Consider the following 1,161-nt stretch of genomic DNA (forward strand, 5'->3'; position numbering starts at 1 on the left):
ATGCCGGAACAGCTTTATCGACAAGCCTATCCAAAGCTTTCCAGTTTTTATTTTTTCTATTTCATGTTGTTCGGCGGGCTGATTCCGTATATCGGCTTGTATTATCAGTCGCTGTCTTTCAACGCCATTCAAATCGGCCAACTGATGGCGATGTTCATCGCCACCAAAATCGTCGCGCCGAATGTCCTAGGCTGGTTAGCGGATAAAACCGGCCGACCGATTTTCTGGTTGCGCTGGACGGCGTTTTTAACCGTGGTGTTCTCTGTTGGCTTTGTGACCACCGATTCGTTTCTGGGCTTGTTGTTAACGGTGTTTGGCTTCGGGTTCTTTTTTCATTCCGCTTTGCCATTATTTGAATCCTATACCTTCACCACCTTGAAAGGCGTGAAGGAGCGCTATGGCTTGGTGCGGCTGTGGGGTTCCATCGGTTTTATCGCGGCGGTATTGTGGCTGGGTTGGCAGATTCAGGCCTGGTCGATTACGACCTTGCCGTGGACCTTGGTGGGGCTGGCCGTGGTGATCTGGCTGGCAACCTTTGCGGTGCAGGAACACCCAGTGGCGCAGCACGACGACCAAGCCAGTTCGTTCTGGAGCATTATCCAGCAGCCGTGGGTGGCGAGTTTGCTGGCCGCCAGTATTTTGATTCAATTCTCGCACGGCACCTATTACAGTTTTTACAGCATTTTTCTGGACGAGCACGGTTACAGTAAACATGTCATCGCTTGGTTGTGGGCGCTGGGCGTGCTGGCAGAGATTGCGGTATTTTTCTGGATGGTACCTTTGTTCCGCCACTTTCGGGTCAAAACGCTGTTAATGGTCAGTCTGGTGTTGACGCTGCTGCGCTGGGGGATGATTCCGTGGGTGGTGGATCATTGGGCGCTGTTGGCGTTTGCGCAATTGTTGCACGCCGCCAGTTACGGTCTGTTCCATGCGGCGGCGATTTATCTGATCGACCACCATTTTTACGGCGATAACCAAAGCAAAGGCCAAGCGATTTATGCCTCCGCCAGTCATGGATTGGGCGGGGCTTTGGGGATGTTGGCGGCCGGTTATGCCTGGTATGCCGGCGGCGCGGTTTGGGCCTTTGGCGTGAGTGCGCTGGCGGTGGTGTTGGCCATCGGCATTGCGCAGAAATGGGTTGCAAACGGCTGAAAGCATAAG

1 protein-coding gene is annotated in these 1,161 nt (G+C 53.6%); it reads left to right on the top strand.

The window, feature by feature from the left end:
- Positions 1 to 1,152 (top strand): MFS transporter (locus tag ACP5D0_RS09925; protein WP_472365624.1); only part of this gene is annotated, 1,152 nt, incomplete at its 5' end.
- Positions 1,153 to 1,161: the final 9 nt, after the last annotated feature.

The organism is Hydrogenovibrio sp., assembly GCF_049975065.1.
Lineage (GTDB): Bacteria > Pseudomonadota > Gammaproteobacteria > Thiomicrospirales > Thiomicrospiraceae > Hydrogenovibrio.